The following is a 22,656-nucleotide window of genomic DNA, read 5'->3' on the forward strand; positions in this document are numbered from 1 at the left end:
GTTTTCGCCGTTGAGCCAGCTATCCCAGATGGGAGCAGTACAATCAATTAATAACAATATGTATAGTCGCTAAACCATAGCAACGCACTATAGAAATTGTCACTAAATATAATGTGGGTATCGGCTACCTACATTTCAATAGTACACTCAATTTTTTTTGCAAACATTAAACTAAATCAATAAATGCTAAAAAATGATAATAAAAATGGGGTGACAATGACTGCCACCCCAACAAAAGTTTAGTTTATAGCCAGGCTTTTAGACCATACTGGCTTTCTAGCATGCCAACTGCAAGCATTGCGACTAGACAGATAACAAATACACCCACTGGGATCACAATCTTATCTAGGAACGATAGGCGTGATGCACGCTCTTTGTCACCGATTAGACCGTTGTTGTCTAGGAACATGGTGAGTGCCCACGCTAGAACTGGGTTAGCTACTACAGAAGCAAAGATACAGATACCTGCAGCTTGAGAGTCTTTCGTATCTTTAACCATTTGCATACCCGCTTCAAGTAGAGGAAGGAATACACCAACAAGTAGCGCGATACGCATTACTGGTGGCCATACCGCAACATCCATTGGGAAACCAAGAATAGCAACGATAATACAGAAAGTACCCAGGAGGATAGCACCCGCAGGATCGGACGTTTCGCAATCGCTGCTGGAATCATGTACGTACCCCAAGAAGAAGTGATGTTACCACCACCTACCGCAGTACCAACCATTTGACGGAAAGAACACATAGTCATTGTGTCATCAACGTCCATCAGTACTTTTTCAGTCTTACGTGGGTAGTTTAGTTCTTGGAAGATACGGTGACCTAGGAAGTCAGGCGACCACATTGCTACTGCAAGGATTGCAAACGGTAGTGATGCAATGAAGTGCTCTAGGTTAGGAAGACCAAGCATCCAACCTTGTTCAGTGCTACCCCACCAGTAAACTGGGTTTAGGTTTGGTAGGCCCATCTCAGTTTCGAACTTAAGATCGAAACCTGCGCCCAATGCTAGTGCGATGATCAGACCGGTGATAGCACACACTGGGATTGCTAGCCAACGTTTGTTGATTTTCGCAAGGTAAGCATAGATAGCGATGTTGATGCCAAGAACGACTAGGCCAACGTAACCCATGCTGCCCGCTGCAACTTCAGAAGACTGAAGGCCCGTTGCCCAAGCTTGGATTGAACCGATTTGGCTCATTACACCGGTAAAACCTAGGAATATTAAGAGGCCACCGGCAGTACCTTCAGAGGTGAGGTTCACCAGTTTGGAGCCACCTTTGAAGTAACTCAATAGCAGGCCGAATACACCAAGAAGGATAGCAAGAGCAAGAGGGTGAGCACCTGCAAGCGCGATAGAACCAATCAGAGGGATCATCGGGCCGTGGTTACCAGCAAGGTTAGCTCTCGGGTTAAAGAAACCAGAGGCTAAGATACAGAACAGAAGTGCAGGGATAAGCATTTCAACACGAGCAACTTCAATCGCGAACTCTTTACCAAGCTCTACGTGATCCCATGCTGCAGTTAAACCATCTGCCCAAGACATCATTACCGCTGAGTACATCGCGATAATACCAATAGTACCTGCTAGCGCTGGTACAAGATCTTCGAGTTCGAAGCGGAAGTCGCGACCAGGTAAGTTCAAACCGAAGCGACGTGGCTTCATGATTTGCAGTTCGTGGTCCAGATAATCAGAGCGGCTTTCGAACTCAGATGCCGGACGATGAAGCTCTTTATAGCTTTTCGTTTCGATATCTGAAGAAGAATGCGCTTTATTTACTGCGTCTGACATAGATTCCTCATATTAAAAAGTTAGTCATTCTGCTGTTATCGTAAGTCAATGGCCGAGGCACTGGCGATAACTTTAAAATTCTATTAGTCCGCTTCCTGCGGTGTTGTCCGTTGTCTGATGTAGCTCGTTGTTTTCGTGCTTAATAATAGACAATTACGAAAGAACAAATAAGCCCTGATCTGGCCTTTTGTCTATGTTGGCGAGTTTAACGTGACCTAATTCAATAGTGATTGATCTCGATCACTTTATTACAGAGTGTGAAAGAAAACTACACATTGCATACAAACTTTGTATAGGAAAGCAAAATAGTAGAAATTAATTTACAAAACTTGATGTTAATTAGATATATGCACCGAAATCGAGCATAACTATTTTAAATAAAATCCAAATATTGAGATAGGTCAGGTTTTTATAATTTTGTTAACTACATTGTTACAATGCATTTATCTCTTCAATTGGTTTTTATGCAAAGTTTGAAGATTAATTCGCTATATAATGAATTTATAGTCATATAAAATCACTAGCTATACGCTAAATGCAGGTTAATCATTTGTTGCATGTTTCGATTTGGAGTGCTAGTTTGTATCGAATTCAGGGTGGAACCCGGCAGTTATAATAAAACAGGGAGTAGTAGCGCATGAAAGATGTACCAGCGCTGGACATAAAAGAACTGCATAAAACGTTTGGTCAAAACGAAGTCCTAAAAGGCATCTCATTAGAGGCGCACAAAGGCGACGTTATCTCTATCATTGGCTCTTCCGGCTCCGGCAAGAGTACTTTTCTTCGCTGCATTAACCTACTAGAAACTCCAACCGCTGGAGAGATCTGGGTAAACGGTGAACTTATCCAAATGAAAAACAACCGCGCAGGGGAAGCCGTCCCTGCCAACGAAAAGCAAGTACAGCGTATCCGTTCACGCCTTGCGATGGTTTTTCAAGGATTCAATCTTTGGTCTCATATGACGGTTCTAGAAAACGTTATTGAGGCTCCTGTCCATGTACTGGGTGTCCCTAAAGCTCAAGCTATCGAAAACGCAGAGATGCTACTTAAGAAAGTTGGCTTGTATGAGCGTCGTGACTATTACCCAGGTCATCTGTCTGGTGGTCAGCAACAACGTGCGGCAATTGCACGCGCGCTCGCGGTCGATCCAGAAGTGATGCTGTTCGACGAACCGACATCGGCACTTGACCCTGAGCTGGTAGGCGAGGTGTTAGGTGTAATGCGTGACCTCGCGGAAGAAGGTAGAACTATGCTTGTGGTGACGCACGAAATGGCATTTGCTCGCGATGTTTCTAACCACGTGATGTTTTTGCATCAAGGATTAGTGGAAGAACAGGGCGATCCAGCTAAGCTATTTAAGAACCCAGAGTCAGAACGATTACAACAGTTTATCTCTTCTATCTATTAGAGAGGCAACTGTCTTTATTGAGTAGGGCCTCTACTCGTCTAAACACAACACTATAGAAAAATATAATATTTCAATCACAGGAGTATGGAAATGAAAAAGTGGTTATTGGCAGCGACAATTGCTGCAACTGCAGTTACAGGTATGGCTCAAGCGAAAGAATGGAAAACAGTTCGCTTTGGTATCGAAGGTGCTTACCCTCCATTTAGCTGGACTGAAGCGGATGGCTCACTAAAAGGTTTCGACGTTGACATGGCTAACGCGCTATGTGAAGAGATGAAAGTAGAATGTAAAATCGTTCCTCAAGATTGGGATGGCATCATTCCTTCACTTCTAGCTCGCAAGTACGATGCCATCATCGCAGCGATGTCTATCACTGAAGAGCGTAAAAAGCGCGTAGATTTCACTGGTAAATACGCTCTAATCCCGAACAACTTCATTGCTAAGAAAGGCGCAAACATCGACTTTGACAACCTTGATGGCGTAAAAGTGGGTGTTCAACGTGCAACGACTCATGACAAGTACCTAACAGACAACTACGGTAAGTCGGTTGAAGTGGTTCGCTACGGTTCATTTGACGAAGCTTACCTAGATCTTGCTAACGGTCGTATCGCGACGGTACTTGGCGATGCCTCAGCTCTAGAAGAAGGTGTGCTTAATAAAGCAGGCGGTGAAGCGTACGAGTTTGTTGGTCCTTCTCTGACTGACCCTAAGTGGTTTGGTGAAGGCTTTGGTATTGCGGTTCGTAAGCAAGACAAAGATCTGACTAAGCAACTAGACGCTGCGATTCTTGCTTTACGCGAAAAAGGTATTTACCAAGAGATCGCAGCTAAGTACTTTAACTACGACGTATACGGTCAATAATCGTATAAATGAGAGAGACTTTATGTCTCTCTCATTATCTCTCAATATCAACGTCGAATAGCAGTCTTCGGGGTTGATATTCACCAACACATAAGCAGTTCTGTTGGGAAAAATTATGCTGGATTTACAAGGATACGAAGCTTCCATATTGAAGGGAGCCGTGCTAACCATAGAGGTAGCGTTATTATCGCTGCTACTGGCTATGGTTCTAGGAATGCTGGGAGCACTAGCTAAATTGGCGCCATATCGTTGGGCGCGCGCAATTGCAACGCTTTACACAACCATTATTCGTGGCATACCAGACCTCGTTCTGATGATGCTTATCTTCTTTGGTGGGCAGATATTGCTCAACAACAGTCTTTATTCAACGAACGAATGGCTCAATGAGTGGTTCGCTTCAAGCAACCCTGATCACGAATGGACGTCTTACTTACCTGACTATATTGATGTCAGTCCATTTGTTGCGGGTGTGCTAACTATCGGATTTATCTTTGGCGCTTACATGGCGGAAACCTTCCGTGGAGCGATCATGGCCGTAGACAAAGGTGAGCTTGAAGCCGCGAAAGCATACGGGATGAGCTCAGTCTTGGCCTTTAGACGCATTTTGCTCCCGCAAATGATTCGTCATGCTTTGCCGGGGTTCGGCAATAACTGGTTGGTATTGTTAAAAACTACGGCGCTGGTTTCGATAATCGGCCTTGAAGATATGGTGCGAGTCAGTTCTTTGGCTGCTGGTTCAACAAAAATGCCATTTACCTTCTACATGGCGGTTGCCATTATCTTCCTTTTCTTCACCAGTGTTTCAACAGGTTTACTTAAACTCGTTGAGCGCAAATTCAGTATTCATGCGAGGTAGATGATGGACTTTTCTCTAGTTGTAGAAAGCTTCCCAATCTACCTCGATGGATTGTGGACGACAGCTTGGCTGGTTGGCCTAGCACTTATTATCGGCTTGGCGGTTGCGATTCCATTGGCGATTGCACGAAACAGCCGTAATTATTTGATCATGGGGCCTTCATGGGCGTTCATTTATTTCTTCCGTGGCACGCCACTGTTGGTTCAGCTTTATCTGATTTATTATGGCATGGACCAATTTTTCCCCGTTAAAGACACCCTATGGGAAAATGCTTGGTTCTGTGCGTTAGTGGCATTTGTATTAAACACTTCCGCTTATACGGCTGAAATTATTCGTGGTGCAATTAATGGCTTGCCATCTGGCGAGGTAGAAGCGGCGAAAGCTTATGGTATGAGCCCTTGGAAAACGTATCAGCGCATCGTTTTACCAAGTGCATTGAGACGGGCACTTCCAGCTTACAGTAATGAAGTGATTTTCATGCTTCACGGCAGTGCGGTAGCCGGTATCGTTACAATTATGGACCTAACAGGTGCGGCACGTTTGGTGAACTCTCGTTACTACGCACCATTCGAGTCTTTCCTGACAGCAGGCCTGTTCTATATGGCACTAACCTTTATTATTCTTGCGTGCTTCAAGCAGGCAGAGAAGAAATTCTTGGCGTACCTCAAGCCATTGAGCTAGAGATGACAATAGGCGGCACTTTTCTTAGTTGCGGCTAATCAAAACTAAAAAGGCTTCCATTCGGAAGCCTTTTTGCATTTCGGACAAAGCTTATTTAAACGTTGACCAAATCGGAGCGTGATCCGAAGGCTTTTCAATACCACGCAGTTCGTAGTCAATGCCCGCTTCCGTGCACTTGCTGGCGAGTGAGGGTGTAGCAAGAACAACGTCAATGCGCAGGCCACGGTTATCATCGAAGCCGCGAGAGCGGTAATCAAACCATGAATACTGATCGGTAACGTCTGGGTGAAGGCGACGGAAGGTGTCTTCAAAGCCCCAGTCCATCAAGGTTTTCAGCCACTCGCGTTCAATCGGTTGGAATGAACATTTACCTGTTTTTAGCCAACGCTTACGGTTTGGCTCGCCAATACCAATGTCGGCATCGATAGGGCTGATGTTAATATCACCCATGACAATGACCTGTTCGTTATTGGTATGGTAGTCATTCAGGTAAGTCATGAGGTCTTTGTAGAACTGCTCTTTGTATGGGAATTTCGTCTCGTGACTGATGTTATCACCTTGAGGGAAGTAGCCATTTAACACCGTTACCTTTTCGCCAGACTCATCTTCGAAAGTCGCCATAATCATGCGCTTTTGATGATCTTCATTATCGGTTGGGAAACCTTTTTGCACAGAGATAGGTTCTTGTTTACAAAGCATTGCAACGCCGTAATGCGCTTTTTGGCCATGAAAGTAAACCTTGTACCCCATTGCTTCAACATCTTCTATCGGAAACGCCTCATCGTGAACCTTGATCTCTTGTAGGCCAATAACGTCTGGCTGGTGTTTGTCGATGAGAGCTTGCAATTGGTGTAAACGCGCACGTAGGCCGTTTATGTTAAAGCTGATGACTTTCATTGAATGTCCTTTCTATTGAATGCTTTGTATTGAGTGCTTTTTATATTGAGAAGAAAAACGATGTTATCACGCCAGAGTGCTATCACAAGGCCAACAAAGTCTAAGGCGAGATTTTTTACTAGGTTTGATGCAAATGTTAAGATTTGTGTCATCTAGTGATTGATCTATTAACAAATTATGCTCTAATCATTAGGTCAGGTGTATACATAATTAACGATGATTACTGTGGTTTCTTCTCAGTAAGTCATTGGAACCAAAAATAACAAATGTACCGTTTGTCTACTTATAAGGATGTAGTATGCGAACCCTTTCCGTACAGTGGAAAATTACTCTATTAGCAGGCCTTTGCCTACTTATCACGTCACTCTCTCTTGTTGGCTTTTCCGTTTACAACGCCGTTGGAAATCAGCACATGATCAAAGCTCAGACGTCTGAGTCCGTGATTGACATGTCGACCCAACTGCTGCAAACGCAAGCATTATTAAACGCGACAGAAGTCGCTGAATACCTCAACGAAGCAACGTATCGCGCTGAAATGGCCGCGACTAATGCGTTGTTCTACAAAACCAATACTGAAGAAAATTTTGGTTCTAGCGAAGAGCTTCGTACAGCACTGGATGAAATGGTGCGCCGAACCGTTTTGCAGTTTGATACGGTAGTGGGTGCTTACATGGTATTCGAGCCAAACATGCTCGACTCCGAAGACTCTAACTATAAAAACGCTGATTATGTGGGTTCGAATGAAATTGGCCGATTCGCGCCTTATTGGATAACCGCGGCAAATGGTGAAAACGTTATTGCCAACGTTTTGTCGGAAGCGAGGATCAGTGCAGATCATGACAGCGAACGTTTCTTTTGCCCAATTGCGAGTGGTGGTAACTGTGTTTCGTCTCCGCGTATCAATACTCAAGGTGATAATCAGTTTCTTTCTACGTCGATATCTGTGCCAATCGTGGTGGAAGGTGAGAGTATCGGCTTTTTTGGTATCGACCTTAATTTGAATTCGCTTATTGCTATCGCCCAAGAGTCGGATCAAACCCTGTTTGATGGAGTAGGCCACGCCTTTATCATTAGCCAAGACGGCTCTTTGATCGCCAGTGACAATGGTGAGTTGCCACTTGGCCAACCTTTCACAAGCGATAGATTGGGTGACAACCAGATTACGGATCTGTTGTTTGGGCAAGCGGTCTCCACACAATGGACGGAAGACGGAAATTGGATGACGGTATTTGCGCCTATCATGGTGGCCAATCAGACCTGGGGCGTTATTTTTGAGATACCAAAGTCTGCGGTACTTGCCGACTCTCAAGCGTTAGACGATGTGATTGGTGAGCACGTAAGATCCGCGGTGAGAACAGAGCTGCTTGCGGGTAGTGCTTTCGTCATCGTTGGTTTGGCTTTGATTGCTCTACTGGCGAGAAGTATTGTCAATCCAATTCGTGAAGTGGTTTCGCGTTTAGACGATATTGCCTCCGGTGAGGGGGATTTAACGCAGCGAATTGAAATTCGTAACCAAGATGAAGTGGGGCAGCTCGCTAAGGGCTTTAACCTGTTTTTAGATAAACTGCAGAAAACGATTTCAGAGGTGGTGGATACCACTCTTCAAGTGGCCGCTACCACTAATCAGTCAAAAGTCGCAGCAGTTGAAACGCGAAGCAGCAGTGAGTCTCAGTTTAAAGAGGTAGATTTAGTCGCAACGGCATCGGAAGAGATGACGCAGAGGCGAGCTTAGTGGTGCAGAATGCCGAAGTAGCCGTGAACGCGGCGGGTGAGGCTAATCAGGCTGCCAACGCTGGACGTGAAGTTATCGAACGTTCTGAGTTAGAGATGATGAATCTTGTTGATCGTATGACTCACGCTGTTCCTGTGGTCCAAGAGCTTGCGAAAAACAACGCCAACATTACTGATATCTTAACGGAAATCGAAGGAGTGTCTGAGCAAACTAACCTGCTAGCATTGAACGCGGCGATAGAAGCGGCGCGCGCAGGAGAGCAAGGTCGTGGCTTTGCCGTGGTAGCTGATGAAGTGCGAAACCTTGCGAGTCGTACGCAGGACTCTGTTGGCCAAATCCGTGAAGTCATCGAGAAGGTGCAAAGCGGCACTCAAGATGTTGTGGATGCAATTCAAGAGGGCAACGTATTAGCGAACGGCTCTGCGCAGCAAGTCAAAGAGGCAGTTGAACAGCTGAACAATATCTTTGAGTCTATCTCGGCGATTAATGATATGAACTCTCAGATTGTTCGCGCAGCGGAGGAGCAGCAAGCTGTGTCGGGTGAGGTTAACCAAAGTGTTGCTAATATCCGTGATTTAAGTGCTAAGATCCTTGAACAAGCAGGAGAGTCTGAATCGGTGAGTCAGCAAATTGAGAAACTCTCATCTCGCCAAAAAGTATTGGTTCAGCAGTTTAAAGTGTCTTAAAGCAAATTAAGAAAGCAGAAACAACAAAGGCAAGCCTCGGCTTGCCTTTTTAGTTCTAGCACTGTTGCAAGTGTGTCGATTACTCTTCGCTATACCAGTAGCCCTTGTTGACGAGTTCAGTGATGAGCGAGAGAGACGCGCTATCGTAATCTTCATCGTAACGAATTTTATCCGTATCGCACAGGCTAACAACTAAGCAAGTCTGTTCTGCGGCAACTTTGAATGTTTCACCATTGATGTAAGCCATCGTCGGTAGAGACTGGTGATAAAGCGCTCTTAACCCAGATACCTTGTGCAACACGCCGCCGTCTAGCAGCCAAGCTGCCAATTCATCCGTTTCCCATGGCTCGTCGAGAGGCATGATATCAAGCTGATGCCGAGACTGACTCAATAACGCACCCATAAAGTCTTCAACCGTTGCTCGGTCGTTGAGTAGCGACCTCAGCATGCTTTCGAGTTTGTTCAAATCCTGAGTTTTGATTTGACCATGCTCACTTTGAGCTTGCGTATCGGGTGCATGCAGATGGGTGTCACCTAGATCGTGAGCGAGGATAAAGTCGGCAAAATTGCTGAGCAGTTCTTGCTCTTTCGGCGAGCGATAACCGACTGAATAACTGAGGCTTGGCTCAAGCGTGTTTCCTTCATGAGGAAAGCCGGGTGGGATGTAAAGGATATCCCCTGGCTCAAGCACTTGATCGATGATAGGGTCGAAGCCTTCGATTTGGCGCAACGCTTCGGTTCTATGGTTCTCGACATACTGACCATTGTCTTTTGCGCCCACCTTCCAGCGTCTTTTGCCTTGTCCCTGCACAATGAACACATCGTATTGATCAATATGAGGACCCACGCCGCCCCCTTCTACTGAGTAGCAGACCATAACGTCATCAAACAACCATTGTGGTAGGCCTTTAAAGGGTTCTGCTATCGATGCCACACCTTGATGCCAGTGATTGGCAGCTTGGATGATCAGTTGCCAGTGAGATGACGTTAAGTTGTCAAATAGCGTTGCATCAAACGGACCATGCTCTGCGTTCCACTCATCATTTAAGTTCGAGACAAAGCGGGAGTCGATTTCTTCTTCCATCGATAAGCCAGCGATCTCTTCTGGAGAGATCGGGTCGATGAACTGCTCAAACCCTCCTTTAATGATGGTAGGTTGCTTATGCCAGTATTGTTGAACGAATTCAGGCAGGGAAAAGGTAAATTGATACATAGAAAACAGCTTATGGAAGTGTAAATAGAGAGCGCAGAAGGTGCTCTACGAGTTAATTTTTTGCTCTAAATCAGATTGAACAATTTTTATTGCTTCTAAGGCGACTTTTGGGTCGACCTCGTTGGATTCAAGCAAATAGATAAGGTCAACGGCCAGTTTGATTTCATCCGGTGCATTATCTAAAGGCGAGCTTTGAACTGGCTGGTCGACTGATTCGGTTTGCGAAGGGGTATCTTGCATAACTACTGATTCTTTTCTCTAAAGGTGATTTGCTTTTCGAGCTTGAGCTTAGACTCCTGACAACGCTCTAAACGCTGCTCAGTGGCAAGCAGGGCTTTTTGCGCTTGCTGCTGGTGGAATGCAGGCGCTTGCTCTAAAGCATAGCGTTTTTCAACAACCATTTCTTTTAAACGGCGTTCCCACTCTTGGTGTTGGGCAAGCTCTTGGTACAAGTCGCTGATCGGCTTACGATAGTAACTGGCGTGTTTAGGCTCGTTTTGACGAATAGACTGCGTTGATAGCTCGCGCTGGATCGCACTGATTTGTGCGGTCAACTGCTCTGTTAGATGTTCTGCTCGCAAGGCTGTGAGCCGATTGGCTTTTTCTTCGCGAATGATGGTGTCAAACGTTGCTTTAGTTTCTTGAACACAAGGGACAAGTAACCGAGCTTTACAGTGAAACAAGCGTTCATCAAATAACGGCTGATGATGCTCACCACGCTGCCTGTCAAGCTGCGCAGCTTGTTGGGCGAGTCTTTCTAATGTGGGCTCAAGTTGACTAAATCGACTCATAAAGAAACGAACCACGCTTCATAGGCAAGTTTAACGGCCAGCACGCTCACGACGGTCACAAACACAGGTCGAATAAACTTAGCGCCAAAACGAATTGCCGAGTGAGCCCCAACAAAAGCGCCAATCATCAAACAAACCCCCATAGTCAAACCCAGTACCCAATCAATATGACCGAGAATGGCGAAGGTAACCAAAGAGGTAAAGTTACTGGTAAAGTTCATCGCCTTGGCTAACCCAGAGGCAAGCAGAATATTTAAACGATAGAGCGCCATGGAACTGACTGTCCAGAAAGCACCTGTACCTGGTCCTGCGACACCATCGTAAAAGCCCAGAGATAAACCTTGCAAAATCTGCTTCTTATGAAGTTTTGGGCAAGGCTTTGGTGATGCATTCTGAGTAGCGTTCGGCGTTTTATGCCAAATGGTATAGATGGCTGCTGCTAAGATCACGAGAGGCAGTACTTTTTCAAGCCACTCTGTACTTATTGCATCAACAAATAAAGTACCAAGTGTTGCGCCGATTAATGTGGCAACGAAGGCTCTTCTCCAACAAGATGGATCGAAAAGTTTCTTTTTATAGTAAGTGAATGCCGCTGTTGAGGAGGCAAACGTGGCCGCGAGCTTATTCGTACCAAGCGCTATATGTGGAGGCAGTCCAAGCGACAACAATGCAGGGACGGTGAGCATACCACCACCGCCTGCGACAGCGTCTATGAATCCAGCAGCAAAAGCAACCAAGGCTAAAATGATTAGCATGCTTGGTTCAAAATATTCCATATCGTATCTATTCTTGTTTTAGTCTTATTTTTGTCTAGTATTTCGGTCAACGTGACCGAGCCTTGATCGATGATTGTAGGGTTGAGCGTCTAATATTCGATAGTCCTTTTAAATGGCGGAAGCGAGTCAATCAGAGCTTTGCCATATCGTTTGGTGACTATGCGTCGATCAAGGAGCACAACTCTACCAGAATCTCGCTCTTTACGCAGTAAACGTCCAACGGATTGAATGAGCTTTTTACTCGCTTCCGGTACCGCTATCTGCATAAATGGGTTACCACCTTTTTGCTCGATGTATTCAGCATGCGCTTGTTCTACTGGAGACGTGGGCACAGCAAATGGAATCTTAGTGATAATTAAGTTTTCCAACAGCTCTCCCGGCAAGTCCAAACCTTCTGAAAAGCTGCCTGTTCCAAATAACACGCTGGTTTTTTGACATTGAACCAAGGTTTTATGTTTATTGAGGATTTCCGTTCTGGAAGCATCGCCTTGTACCTGTAATGCCCAGCCCTTCTTTATAAACAACTTTGCCAGTGCTTCAGCAACCTGATTCATTTGCCAGTAAGAAGAGAATAATACCAAGTTCGCCTTCTTGTCTTCGATTAACTTAGGCAAAAGATCAATAAGATATTCTGTAAACTGCGGAGCCTGAGGTTCGTACTTCATTTTTGGTATATAGAGCTCCGCTTGATTTTGATAATCAAACGGAGAGGCGAGTGCCAAAAATTGGGTGCCAGAATCCGGTTTGTCACTCAGGCCAGCCTGATGGCAAAAGAATGAGAACGAATTCAATGCTCGAATGGTTGCGGATACAAGAACCGCGCCCACACATCGACTCCAGATAAGTTGATCTAACTGCCAGCCCACTTCCAATGGAGACACATTGACAATAATGTCATCTTCTTGCTCTGGGTGAAGCTCTAACCAGCGGGCTAGAGGCGCCCCTTTTTCCCGTTTAGGTTCTGCCATCAGGTTCCAGACCTGCGCTAGATTTTCCGTTCTCTGGATATAGAAGCCAATTTCAGCCAATGCAGGCTCGGCAAGTCGCCCACTGAGTTCTCCGTCTTTAACGCGCTCAGCAATCAGATCGGCAATCTTACCCACCGCTTGGTTGGCTTTATTGCTTAGCACTTTTAACTGTTTCGATTCTTCTTCTAGCCATGAAGGCAGATCACCATGTTCAAAACGGTACTGCTTCTCTTCAAAGAGGGCAGGGTCGAACCGCTTACTTAATTGCTTAAGCGAAGGAATGAGTTCTTGAACCGAATCTTGCAGTTCGTTTCTAAAACGCGCAACGCGCTTTTCATCGGCAAGACCAGAAAATTTACTGATCGATTGATTCAGTCTCTCAAGCCAAGATGCTGCACCTTTAAGGCTGGCTGCAGCCGACGAGTGGTCTCGAGCCACTTTAGGCAGATGATGCGCTTCGTCGAAGACGTAGATCGTATTGTCGGGCTCGGGAAGGATTACGCCGCCGCCAAGATTTACGTCCGCCATTACCAAGCTGTGATTAGCAATGATGACATCGGCTTTATCAAGTTCCGAACGAGCTTTTTGAAATGGACAGCCACGATGAGCGGGCATGCTGTTGTTGCAGCTATGTTTATCGCTAACAATGATTTGCCACAGTTCATCTTTGATAGGGGTAGGCCACGAGTCTCTATCGCCATCCCATTTGCCCTGTGAAAAGGCTTTGTACATACGCTCAAACAGTTCAACGTCGGCTTTTTTAGGTTTGGTTTCAAACAACGCGAGCTGGCCACCGTCTGCGCCACAGGCTGTAGCGAGTTTTTCCGCGCAGCAATAACGCTGCCTGCCTTTGGCCAAAATAAACGAGAACTCACGGTCGCTGAGTCTTCTATAAAGAGGGAGGTCTTTATTTACTAGCTGCTCTTGAAGGGCGACGGTCGCGGTTGAAATCACGACTTTGCGATTGTTATGAACAGCAACGGGGATGGCCGCCATTAAATAAGCGAGTGACTTACCGATCCCCGTACCTGCTTCGGCGACGATGGTGCGATTCGACTTGTGATAATCACCACACAGTGTTTTTGCGATTTCTGCAACCAAGTAATTTTGGGAACGTCGAGGTATAAAGTTATCGAGTTGGCTCTGCAAGCATTGATAACTATGACGAATGGATTTTTGAATATTGCTGGATGGCATAGTGTGACCTACTTAACGGGGCCGTGACTATAGCACAGATCTCTAGACAAAACTCTTGGTGCGAAATTGAATGCTTTTCATTGAAATGTAGATCTCGTTCACAAAAAATGTGCGTTTCTTCAATGAGTTGAAATTAATTCAAAATGTAAAAAATATAAGTCGATGTTATACGTGTCAATATAGTCATAAATTCTAACTGTTAACATTTGTGACATAAATTTCAGATTTTTATATTGAAAATGTAATTTAATTAAATTTTCATAAAACTTTCGACGCGCTTCAAAATAACGCCTATTTTATGCCTAACTTGTTGATTTTTATGTGTTTGATTTATTTTTATATAACTTTTTGGTTTATTTGACATGCCGAATATTCTTTTGCAATCTAGCCACCGAGTTTACTGATGTGAGCACCAAGCCAAAGAGCAAGGGCGACATCAAAAAATATAAAGGGAACCGGATAAGGATTTCCCATCTTAAAGAAAAGGCAGTGGATTATTATGAAAAAGACTCTAGTAGCTCTAGCAGTACTTGCAGCGGGTTCTGCGCAAGCAGCAGAAATTTACAATGCAGACGGTTCTACTCTTGAACTTACAGGTCGTGCATACGCAGTTGTAGAAACGACTAAGCAAAAATCAACAGGTACTGATACAGACGTACACGCTTACGACTCTCGTCTAGGCTTTAAACTACGTCACCAAGTAACAGAAGGCGTTGCAGCAGTAGGTAAATTTGAGTTCCAACTTACTGAAGACGACGACCACGGCCTTAAAAACCGTGACGTATACGCTGGTCTAGATTTTACTGACGCAGTAACAGTGACTTTCGGTCGTCAAACAACGTCTTTTGATGACCTAGCATTCCGTGGCGGCTTCGATGAATACTACGGTTTCTCTCAACAGCTAGAAGACCGTGGTCGTGAAAATGGTATCATCAAAGCAACTTCTGCTAACATTAACGGTTTTGTAGGTTCTGCTTCTTACCAGTTCCTAGAAGGTGATGTAACTGGTCTTACTCTTGCTGGTTCTTACGACGCTGACTTTGGTCTAGGCCTATCTGCAGGTTACTTTGATTACAAACAGTCTGGCAACAAAGACCACGCAACGGGTTACAACGTTGGCGCAAGCTACGCATTCGGCGATGCTAAAGTGGGCGTTGACTACTCTTCTGAAGAAGTGTTCAACAAGGACAAGGCAGATGCATACCGTTTAGGCGGTGAGTACAACATCGACGCTTACCGTCTATACGCAGGTTACGGTAACGTAGATAACAAACCAGCAGCGGGCGGCAAAACGTCTGATGATGGTTTCTACGCAGGTGTCGCATACGCATTCGGTGCGAAAACAACAATCTTTGCAGAAGTAGCAAGTTACGACAAAGAAGGTGCAGAAGATCAAGACTTCCTTGGTTTAGGCCTAAACGTAAACTTCTAATCTAAGTATTAGACAGTATCGTAAAAGCCGCCTTTTTGGGCGGCTTTTTTAGTTGTATAAAAGTCAAAAAGGTGAAGCAGTGAAATATCTTGTATTAGTTTGTTTATCGGTCATTTCATTGGGCTCGATGGCAAATCAACTGACAGTCGAACGCGGTGTCGAGGTATTGGTGGTTAACGGGTTAAAGGTTGGGGAAGAGAAGGCCTATCAGATAAACCAAGGTTTCAACCAAGTGGTTGTGCGTATGTCTAAGCGACTAACAAAAGGCAGCTCACGAGAATACTTTACTTCAAAACCGTTTGTAATTGATTTTGACACCACGAAAGATGCCGTGATTAATCATCCCCAAGTGATTAATTACTCTGATGCAGAAAAAAAATTCCGCCATTCGCCTAAATGGATAGTCAAGAGTGATGGCAAGTTGTTGGTGCACAATTCAGCATTACTACCAGGCCGTGAGGGCTTTATGCCTTACGCGCAAATTGAAGATATTATCGCCGAATACAATTATGCCCAAAACATTGTGCTGTCAGCAGACAGTGAGACTCCTGCGGGCAAGCTCAAGTTAGCAGAAAAAGCAAAACATGAAGAGACTGTCGAACAGTTAAAACTCTGGTATAGCAGAGCGGATGAAGAGCAGAGAGCCGAGTTCCAACATTGGATGACGCTACAATAGTCTGTTAAGCACCTAACAACGCAAAAGAGCAGCCATACATCGGTTGCTCTTTTAGTTCATGGGTTGTCTATTCTGAGAAGCATTCTTCACTTTCTAGTGCTGTCGTGATTGCGTTGACTAACGTCTCAATATGTTTAGGTTGGCTAATGAATGGTGGCATCATGTATATCAGCTTACCAAATGGCCTGATCCAAACGCCTTGCTCGACGAAATGTTGTTGGATCTTCTCCATATCGACGGGCGCAGTACTTTGAACAACGCCAATCGCACCAAGCCATCGGACATCTTCTATCAATTCATGTTTCAATAACTCGGGCAGAAGCAGAGAAAACTGCTGTTCAATCGCATGTGTTTGCTGCTTCCAATCACCTTGGGCGAGTAGCTCCATACTGGCGTTCGCCACTGCGCACGCTAGTGGATTGGCCATAAACGTCGGGCCATGCATAAAGCAGCCAGCATCGCCTCCACAAACGGTATCCGCTACTTTTTTGCTGGTGATGGTGGCAGACAGAGTCATGTAGCCCCCAGTTAGCGCTTTACCAACACAAAGGATGTCAGGAACGACGTTAGCGTGTTCACAGGCGAACATTTTCCCTGTTCGACCAAACCCAGTGGCGATTTCATCGAGGATTAAAAGAATACCGTGCTCATTACATAACTGACGTACCCCTTTAAGGAACTCAGGGTGATAGATTCGCATGCCGCCAGCACCCTGAACAATAGGTTCTAGGATAACGGCAGCTATTTCAGTTTTGTGTTCTGTTAGTTTTAATTTGAAGTCATCAAGATCACGCTCATTCCACTCTTGCCAAAAGCCAGTGTTTGGAGATTGAGCAAAAATATGCTCGGGTAGAAAACCTTTATATAGTGAGTGCATTGAGTTGTCAGGGTCGGTGACCGACATAGCGGCGAAGGTATCACCATGATAGCCGTCTCTCAGAGTAAGAAACTTCGAGCGTTTTTCCCCCTTTGCGTGCCAATACTGCAGGGCCATTTTAAGGCTGACTTCGACTGCGACGGAACCAGAGTCGGCGAGAAACACTTTATCCAAATCTCCCGGTGTCATTGCAACCAGTTTTTTGCACAAATCGATTGCGGGTTTGTGAGTAATGCCGCCAAACATCACATGAGATACCGAATCAATTTGTTGATGAGCCGCCTGATTGAGGTGTGGGTGGTTATAGCCATGTATGGTCGACCACCAAGATGACATTCCGTCGATAAGAGTTTCCCCTGTTTCTAACTTAATCTCTACACCTGCAGCACTGCTTACGGGGTAGCAAGTCAAAGGGTTAAGTGTTGATGTATAGGGGTGCCAGATATGATTGCGATCAAACTCTAAATCCATGAATAATCTCTTTGTGATTAAATTTTGTTCAGTTGTAAACTAATGAAAATATCAATGGTTGACAGTTTAACCCTTGACGGTAGACTAGCCAACTAGATTTGATAGCGCCTTGGATTAAGTCACATTAACCGCTTATAGCCAATGCTGCATCACAACATAATCAATAAGCGTTGATCAGACAGCGCAATATCGAGAAGGAAGACACGTGGAAGTTCGTCATGATTGGACGGTCGCAGAAGTTCGCACTCTGCTAGAGAAGCCGTTTATGGATCTACTCTTTGAAGCACAAACCATTCATCGTCAATATCAACAGCACAATTATGTTCAAGTCAGTACTTTGTTGTCGATCAAAACCGGTGCTTGCCCTGAAGATTGCAAATACTGTCCTCAAAGTGCCCGCTATACTACCGACATCGAAAAAGAGCGTTTGATGGAAGTTGAGCGTGTTTTAGATGCGGCGACTAAAGCAAAAAATGCTGGTTCAACGCGCTTTTGTATGGGTGCAGCATGGAAGAACCCGAAAGAGCGTGACATGCCACATCTTACAGAGATGATCAAAGGCGTAAAAGGCATGGGGTTAGAGACGTGTATGACACTGGGTATGTTGACCAGTGATCAAGCGGAGCAGCTAGCTGATGCGGGCCTAGACTACTACAACCACAACCTAGATACCTCTCCAGAGTTCTATGGCAACATTATTACCACTCGTACCTATCAAGACCGTTTAGATACCCTGTCACATGTCCGTGATGCAGGGATGAAGATTTGCTCGGGTGGTATTATCGGTATGGGCGAAAGCACCAATGATCGCGCAGGTCTTTTAGTTGAGCTGGCCAACTTACCGACTCATCCAGAGAGTGTGCCGATTAACATGCTGGTGAAAGTTAAGGGAACGCCACTTGAGGAAGTGGATGACGTGGATCCATTTGACTTTATCCGCCTGATCGCCATTGCTCGTATTATGATGCCACAATCAGCGGTTCGCTTATCGGCGGGTCGTGAAAACATGAACGAACAGATGCAAGCGCTGTGTTTCATGGCTGGTGCCAACTCCATTTTCTATGGCTGCAAGCTACTGACTACACCAAACCCTTCTGAAGATAAAGATATGATGCTGTTTGACAAGCTCGGCATCAACAGTCAGCAAGTCTCTCAGAAACCCGATGAGATTGAAGAAAACGACCTACTAGATCGCGTAGTCGAACGTGTTGCTGCACGTCCAACGAAAGATGATCTCTTCTATGACGCGAGCGTTTGATCTCCGAATCAAGCAAGCCCTTGATGAGCGTATTCAGCAAGGGCTTAGCCGTCAGTTGCACACCTTTGACAGTGCCGAAGCTCCGCATATAAAGCGTGACGGAGAAGCGCTTGTTAACTTCTCCAGTAATGATTACCTCGGTCTTGCGAGTGATGAAGATTTAAAACGCGCATGGCAAGAGGGGCTGGATCGCTATGGATGTGGCAGTGGTGCTTCCCCTTTAGTAACGGGTTTTGATTACGCACATCATCAGTTAGAGCAAACCTTATGCGAATGGCTCGGTTTTGACCGCGCGATACTTTTTAGCTCGGGATTTTCTGCCAATCAGGCGCTTTTGTTTTCTCTGATGCAAAAAGGTGATGCACTCCTACAAGACAAGCTTAATCATGCCTCATTGATGGAGGCGGGGATGCTGTCTCCTGCGACTATGAGACGCTTTAAGCACAATGATGTTGAGCACTTACAAAGTTTGCTTGATGTCAGCAAAACGCAGTTTGTTGTCACCGAAGGCGTGTTTAGTATGGATGGAGATTTGGCCCCTCTGTCTGCGATTAAAAAGGTGTGTACTGATAATTCCGTTTTGATTGTCGATGACGCTCATGGTGTTGGACAGCTTGGTACCGAAGGCAAGGGTAGTTCCGCTTATGCGGGAATGAGCCAGATATTTTGGTGGTGACATTTGGTAAAGCGTTTGGGTTATCCGGCGCCGCTGTTTTATGTGACAGTCAGGTTGGGGACTATCTCACTCAGTTTGCTCGTCACCATGTTTATTCGACGGCCATGCCTCCGTCTTTGGCCCATGCGTTAACGTGTGCGGCAAAGAAGCTTAGAGGTGAGCAGTGGCGTAGGGATAAACTTGCTGAGTTGCAAGCTTGCTATCATGAGAATCTATCCGACTTAGACGGTTACGTTGAAACGCAAACGGCTATTAAGCCATTTGTGATAGGCGATAGTGCTAACGCTGTGAAGCTTTCGAAACTGTTAGCATCGGACAAATGTTGGGTAAGCGCAATTCGTCCGCCAACTGTCCCTGTTGGAACGTCGCGGCTGCGAATTACATTAACGGTCAATCATACCCAACAGCAAATTGAACATTTAGCGCGTAGTATTCGCCGTAACATGGAGTGTGTGAAATGAATTATGCCATCGCAGAAGTCTCCATATCTGAAGCCACGATCACTGAAACCTCAATGCCAGAGGAAGAAAGTGCCATGGCTGAACGCTTGTTGACTGATGAAAAATCTGCCATTGCTCAAGCTTTTAGCCGAGCAGCAAACAGCTACGACCAACATGCAGAATTTCAAAGAGATGTGGGTCATCGTTTGCTCGAGCTCCTTCCCAAGTCACTAACGGGTAAAGTCGTGCTGGATTTAGGGTGTGGGACTGGCTACTTCTCTCGTTTACTGCAGGAGAGAGGAGCGCAAGTGATTTGCGCGGACTTGTCGCAGGCCATGCTTAGTCAAGCCCAGCGCCGCTGTGGTGATAAAGGTATGACTTATCTACTTGCGGATGCCGAGTCGCTACCACTTGAATCTGACTCAGTAGATTTTGTTTTCTCTAGCCTTGCTTTGCAATGGTGTTCGAGTTTGGCAGCGCCATTGAGTGAAATACGCCGAGTGACCAAACCCTTGGGGCAAGCAGCATTTTCGACGTTACTTGATGGCTCTTTATGTGAACTCAAGCGCGCTTGGTCAAAAATTGATTCACATCAACACGTCATAGATTTTATCACTTTAAGTGACGTAAAAATTGCGTTAGCGCAATCTAAGTGTGACGAGCATCACCTAAACTTTCCCGAAATTACGGTTTGGTATTCTTCAGCTCTTTCTTTAATGAGAGATCTCAAAGGCATAGGAGCTGGACATGTGAGTGGTCGCTCGCAAGGTTTAACCAGCAGACGCACGCTTCTGAATGTAGAGAAGCAATATCAAACGTTTAAAAACCATCAGGGTCTTCTACCTGCAACTTATCAGGTTTGTTTAGGGGTTATTCAATTATGATTGATGCATTTTTTATTGCGGGTACGGATACCGATGTTGGTAAAACAGTCGCGTCTAAAGCGATTCTTCACGCGTTAGCGGAAAAAGGTTATTCAACCATTGGTTATAAACCAGTAGCCGCTGGCTGCGATCAAACAGAGCAAGGGTTGAGAAACTCTGATGCTTTACATTTACAAAAAGCTGCCACTGTTGAGATGCCATACGATGATGTTAATCCGTATGCACTTGAGTTGCCAGCTTCACCTCATATCGCGGCTAGACGAGAGAATGCGTCAATTGAGTATGGCGTGCTGAGCGATAAGCTTGCATTGCACAAAACGCAGGCAGATTGTGTATTAGTGGAAGGTGCAGGCGGATGGCGAGTGCCTGTTTCAATGGACGACTGTCTGTCGACATGGGTTAAACAGGAGCAACTTCCTGTGATTCTGGTTGTGGGCATTAAGCTTGGTTGTTTGAGCCATGCGATGCTGACGGCTGAGATCATTAAAGCAGACGGCTTGAACCTAGTCGGTTGGGTGGCTAACCGAGTGAATCCTGGTACTGAAAATTACGCTGACATTATTGAGCATCTTGAAGCAAACATTGATGCTCCAAAGATTGGCGAAATCCCGTATATTCCAAGTGCTAAGCGTGTTGGTCTAGGAAAGTACATTAATCTAGATTTACTCAAGAAATGATTAAATGTCATAATTAAAAAGGGCTGCACATAGTGCAGCCCTTTTTCGTATCTGGTGTCTACTTCTCTGAAGTTAGACCTAGCAGCGAGTATTGAGTGTCAATCACTTGCTCTTGCTTCTTAAGCTCTTGCTCAATACCAAGCTGTTGCTTTGCTTCGTCTTCCGTAATACCTAGGTGACAGCAAAGTAAATCAATAGCCATTTGGTAGTTGTTAGCTTCAACCATAATAGTTTCCTTTCTTTATCTAGGGCTGAAATCCTATATCTAAGGTGAATCTAGTCTTTTTGATGGATTTCGACAATACGACTAAAGTCTACATGAAGGCGTTATTCGGTTAATTCGTGATCATCTCCGCTGTTTGTTGCAGTCGACATCAAATGTTGCAATTTATCACTTAACCTTGTTTTCTAAATCTACGACTATATATAAGAAAGACCTAACGTAGTCGTTAGATAAAAATAATTATTATCCATTCGGAGAAAGTGAATGAAGCGAGTAATGCTGTTCTTAGCAACTAACTTAGCCGTTATCTTGGTATTAAGTATTGTTTTGAATGTTTTGAGTGCTGTACTTGGAATCCAACTAGGCGGCGGAAGCACGTCAGGTATTCTATTGATGGCCGCTGTCTTTGGTTTTGGTGGCTCGTTCATCTCATTAATGATGTCAAAGGGCATGGCTTTACGCTCTGTTGGTGGCGTAGTGATTGAAAGCCCTCGTAATGAAACTGAGCACTGGTTGCTAGAGACGGTAAAACAACAATCTCAACAAGTTGGGATTGGGATGCCAACCGTTGCGATTTATGATTCGCCAGATATCAACGCGTTTGCAACGGGTGCTAAGCGTGATGATTCATTAGTTGCAGTATCAACAGGTCTGCTACATAACATGACACGTGATGAAGCTGAAGCCGTTCTTGCACACGAAGTGAGCCATATTGCAAATGGTGATATGGTCACAATGACGCTAATGCAGGGTGTTGTGAACACCTTTGTTATCTTCCTATCTCGCTTCATCGCTAATATCGTTGCATCGAACAACAGCGACGAGGAAGGTCAAGGCAGCAATACCATGGTGTACTTCGGTGTTTCAATTGTCTTAGAACTAGTGTTTGGTTTCCTAGCTAGCTTCATTACTATGTGGTACAGCCGTCATCGCGAGTTCCACGCTGACTACGGTGCAGCAAAACTAGTGGGTAAGCAAAAGATGATTGCTGCACTAGAGCGTTTGAAAGTGAGCCACGAGCCACAGCTAGAAGGTTCTATGATGGCATTTGGTATCAACGGTAAGCGCACGATGACTGAGCTTCTTATGAGCCACCCGCCGCTAGACAAGCGAATCAATGCACTACGTAGTTACACTAACTGCTAATCGATTGATTGTGAAAAGGCCGCGTAATGCCTGTCTCTT

General features: G+C 45.2%; 18 protein-coding genes and 3 pseudogenes. 12 read left to right on the forward strand and 9 right to left on the reverse strand.

Features of this window, described 5'->3' with window-relative positions:
- Positions 1-244: 244 nt before the first annotated feature.
- Positions 245-1,791: pseudogene (locus tag UA76_RS09245) on the reverse strand (DUF3360 family protein).
- Between the two features lie 637 nt (positions 1,792-2,428).
- On the opposite strand from UA76_RS09245, the gene UA76_RS09250 reads away from it, so the two are divergent.
- The 4 genes from UA76_RS09250 (at position 2,429) to UA76_RS09265 (ending at position 5,597) form a co-directional block, all read left to right on the forward strand.
- On the forward strand, positions 2,429-3,199 hold the full coding sequence (locus tag UA76_RS09250; RefSeq protein WP_047045228.1) for an ABC transporter ATP-binding protein: 771 nt from the start codon (positions 2,429-2,431) through the stop codon (positions 3,197-3,199).
- Between the two features lie 90 nt (positions 3,200-3,289).
- On the forward strand, positions 3,290-4,060 hold the full coding sequence (locus UA76_RS09255; protein ID WP_337588524.1) for an ABC transporter substrate-binding protein: 771 nt from the start codon (positions 3,290-3,292) through the stop codon (positions 4,058-4,060).
- A 115-nt stretch (positions 4,061-4,175) separates the two neighbouring features.
- Entirely contained in the window at positions 4,176-4,916 is a 741-nt protein-coding gene (locus tag UA76_RS09260) for an ABC transporter permease (RefSeq protein WP_047045232.1), read from the forward strand.
- Positions 4,917-4,919: 3 nt separating this feature from the next.
- Entirely contained in the window at positions 4,920-5,597 is a 678-nt protein-coding gene (locus UA76_RS09265) for an ABC transporter permease (protein WP_047045267.1), read from the forward strand.
- 90 nt (positions 5,598-5,687) lie between these two features.
- Here the strand turns inward: UA76_RS09265 and xthA are convergent, their stop codons facing one another.
- Positions 5,688-6,494, reverse strand: coding sequence for an exodeoxyribonuclease III (gene xthA, locus UA76_RS09270; RefSeq protein ID WP_047045234.1), 807 nt, complete (start codon positions 6,492-6,494; stop codon positions 5,688-5,690).
- 298 nt (positions 6,495-6,792) lie between these two features.
- Between xthA and UA76_RS09275 the strand changes: the two are divergent.
- Positions 6,793-8,912: pseudogene (locus tag UA76_RS09275) on the forward strand (methyl-accepting chemotaxis protein).
- Positions 8,913-8,991: 79 nt separating this feature from the next.
- Here the strand turns inward: UA76_RS09275 and UA76_RS09280 are convergent.
- The 5 genes from UA76_RS09280 to dinG all read right to left on the reverse strand — a co-directional run bounded on the left by UA76_RS09280 (position 8,992) and on the right by dinG (position 13,857).
- Positions 8,992-10,125 carry a ribosomal protein uL16 3-hydroxylase gene (locus UA76_RS09280; RefSeq protein ID WP_047045237.1) on the reverse strand — a complete coding sequence of 378 codons (1,134 nt, stop codon included), beginning with the start codon at positions 10,123-10,125 and terminating at the stop codon, positions 8,992-8,994.
- A 45-nt stretch (positions 10,126-10,170) separates the two neighbouring features.
- Entirely contained in the window at positions 10,171-10,365 is a 195-nt protein-coding gene (gene rsmS, locus UA76_RS09285) for a pleiotropic regulatory protein RsmS (protein WP_047045239.1), read from the reverse strand.
- A gap of 2 nt (positions 10,366-10,367) precedes the next feature.
- Entirely contained in the window at positions 10,368-10,916 is a 549-nt protein-coding gene (locus UA76_RS09290; protein WP_047045242.1) for a primosomal replication protein, read from the reverse strand.
- Positions 10,913-11,692, reverse strand: coding sequence for a sulfite exporter TauE/SafE family protein (locus tag UA76_RS09295; protein WP_047045245.1), 780 nt, complete (start codon positions 11,690-11,692; stop codon positions 10,913-10,915). The genes UA76_RS09290 and UA76_RS09295 overlap by 4 nt, the downstream gene beginning before the upstream one ends.
- A gap of 89 nt (positions 11,693-11,781) precedes the next feature.
- The gene (gene dinG, locus UA76_RS09300; protein WP_047045249.1) at positions 11,782-13,857 is read right to left on the reverse strand and encodes an ATP-dependent DNA helicase DinG; all 2,076 of its coding nucleotides are present in this window, start codon (positions 13,855-13,857) and stop codon (positions 11,782-11,784) included.
- A 499-nt stretch (positions 13,858-14,356) separates the two neighbouring features.
- Between dinG and UA76_RS09305 the strand changes: the two genes are divergently transcribed.
- Both UA76_RS09305 and UA76_RS09310 read left to right on the forward strand, forming a co-directional pair.
- Positions 14,357-15,289, forward strand: coding sequence for a porin (locus UA76_RS09305; RefSeq protein WP_047045252.1), 933 nt, complete (start codon positions 14,357-14,359; stop codon positions 15,287-15,289).
- Positions 15,290-15,368: 79 nt separating this feature from the next.
- Positions 15,369-15,965, forward strand: coding sequence for a YccT family protein (locus UA76_RS09310; RefSeq protein WP_157617610.1), 597 nt, complete (start codon positions 15,369-15,371; stop codon positions 15,963-15,965).
- A gap of 67 nt (positions 15,966-16,032) precedes the next feature.
- On the opposite strand, the gene bioA is transcribed toward UA76_RS09310, so the two are convergent.
- The gene (bioA, locus tag UA76_RS09315) at positions 16,033-17,313 is read right to left on the reverse strand and encodes an adenosylmethionine--8-amino-7-oxononanoate transaminase (protein ID WP_047045258.1); all 1,281 of its coding nucleotides are present in this window, start codon (positions 17,311-17,313) and stop codon (positions 16,033-16,035) included.
- Between the two features lie 205 nt (positions 17,314-17,518).
- Here bioA and bioB point away from each other — a divergent pair, with 205 nt between their 5' ends.
- The 4 genes and pseudogenes from bioB (at position 17,519) to bioD (ending at position 21,248) form a co-directional block, all read left to right on the forward strand.
- Entirely contained in the window at positions 17,519-18,571 is a 1,053-nt protein-coding gene (gene bioB / locus UA76_RS09320; protein ID WP_047045260.1) for a biotin synthase BioB, read from the forward strand.
- Positions 18,555-19,708, forward strand: a pseudogene (gene bioF, locus UA76_RS09325) (8-amino-7-oxononanoate synthase). Before bioB ends, bioF begins: the two are co-directional and overlap by 17 nt.
- Positions 19,709-19,782: 74 nt before the next feature.
- A complete protein-coding gene (bioC, locus tag UA76_RS09330) occupies positions 19,783-20,571 on the forward strand; it encodes a malonyl-ACP O-methyltransferase BioC (RefSeq protein WP_420340911.1) in 789 nt (262 codons plus the stop codon).
- Complete coding sequence (gene bioD / locus UA76_RS09335) at positions 20,568-21,248, forward strand: dethiobiotin synthase (protein ID WP_047045262.1); 681 nt, start codon at positions 20,568-20,570, stop codon at positions 21,246-21,248. Before bioC ends, bioD begins: the two co-directional genes overlap by 4 nt.
- Before the next feature lie 58 nt (positions 21,249-21,306).
- On the opposite strand, the gene UA76_RS24070 is transcribed toward bioD, so the two are convergent.
- A complete protein-coding gene (locus UA76_RS24070) occupies positions 21,307-21,474 on the reverse strand; it encodes a hypothetical protein (protein ID WP_202906927.1) in 168 nt (55 codons plus the stop codon).
- 261 nt (positions 21,475-21,735) lie between these two features.
- Between UA76_RS24070 and htpX the strand changes: the two genes are divergently transcribed.
- On the forward strand, positions 21,736-22,617 hold the full coding sequence (gene htpX, locus UA76_RS09340) for a protease HtpX (protein WP_047045265.1): 882 nt from the start codon (positions 21,736-21,738) through the stop codon (positions 22,615-22,617).
- Positions 22,618-22,656 lie beyond the last annotated feature (39 nt).

This window comes from Vibrio mexicanus (assembly GCF_001012815.1).
Lineage (GTDB): Bacteria > Pseudomonadota > Gammaproteobacteria > Enterobacterales > Vibrionaceae > Vibrio > Vibrio mexicanus.